The organism is Vibrio sp. 2033, assembly GCF_033339735.1.
On sequence record NZ_JAWOVC010000105.1, the window covers coordinates 1 to 1,141 of the forward strand.

At 45.7% G+C, this 1,141-nt stretch carries 1 protein-coding gene and 1 pseudogene; one reads left to right on the forward strand and one right to left on the reverse strand.

Annotation, left to right across the window (positions count from 1 at the left end; genetic code table 11):
- Positions 1 to 891, reverse strand: coding sequence for a LysR substrate-binding domain-containing protein (locus tag R7P74_RS24900; protein ID WP_318123314.1), 891 nt, complete (start codon positions 889 to 891; stop codon positions 1 to 3).
- Between the two features lie 112 nt (positions 892 to 1,003).
- On the opposite strand from R7P74_RS24900, the pseudogene R7P74_RS24905 reads away from it, so the two are divergent.
- Positions 1,004 to 1,141 (forward strand): annotated as a pseudogene (locus R7P74_RS24905) (DMT family transporter); the annotation flags it as partial.

Below are 1,141 nucleotides of genomic sequence, written 5' to 3' on the forward strand. Positions count from 1 at the left end.
TTACGCAAATTCTTGTTTTAACCACGAGCGCAATAGGTGAAAGCTTTCTTGCTTGAGTTTATGCGGTGGGCACACAAAATAAAGCTGCTGATTAGGATTGATCACAGGCTCACCAAGTTCGATTAGCTGACCGTACTTGATGTCGTCTTTCACAAACAAACGGTGAGTCACCAACACACCCAAACGACGCGCGGTTGCCTGTACCGCTTGCATCGACATATTAAAAGTGATCGGCTTTTTGTTTTTTGGACGAGCGACTCCTATCGCGTCTGACCAGACTTGCCAATCGTGTTTTCTGCGCTCATTCGTGACCTCAATGAGCGGATACGTCTTTAAGATGTCAGAAAGGTTAACTGGATTGCTGTGGTCGATGAGATCAGGGCTGCACACTAATACCAATTCGTCTTCACTGAGCTTTTCGCAATAGTAGTCTTGCCACTCTTCAGGTTTGCCATGCACCAACGCAGCATCAACGCCTTCTTGTTCCAAATTGAACCGTCCAGAAAGGTTAGATAGGCGCACATCAAGTTGGGGCGCATAGGCTTGAAGGCGTGGCATACGTGGGATCCACCAATGCAGTGCCAAGGAATTCACCATGTTTAGCGTAATGCGTTGAGAGTTTTGATCGTGCATCAGTGCTTCGGTTGCATCGACGATTTGTTCTAACGCTGGCGCGACTTTGCGGTAGTATTTTTTGCCTTCGGTATTGAGGTACACATGGCGTCCAATGCGGTCAAAAAGCGGTTTGTTTACTTGGCTTTCGAGAGATTTAATCGCTTGGCTGATCGCCGAGTGGCTAACGCTCAGAAGCTGGGCGGCTTCCGTCATACTGCCTGATTCCGCCACCGCCACAAACGCGTAGATGGATTTTAATGGTACTAATTTACGCATGGAACGAACCTGTTTTCAATGTGTAAGTTTTACTTACAATAGTGGTTAATATTACTCGCTATTTCTATAAAGTCACTTTTCATAAAATGCTCCGAGAATTAAGGAGTATCTAATGAATCACGTTCACAAACCCATCGTATTTATGTTGATGTCTACATTAAGCTTATCTGTTACGGGCTTGCTAGCAAAGCAGCTGTCCGAGGCGCTTTCGGTAACCATGTTCAGTTTTCTACGATTTTTCCTACCTGCG

Coding starts and splice junctions, on each gene's coding strand:
- R7P74_RS24900 (WP_318123314.1), bottom strand. CDS start 891: ATGCGTAAATTAGTACCATTAAAATCCATCTACGCGTTTGTGGCGGTG.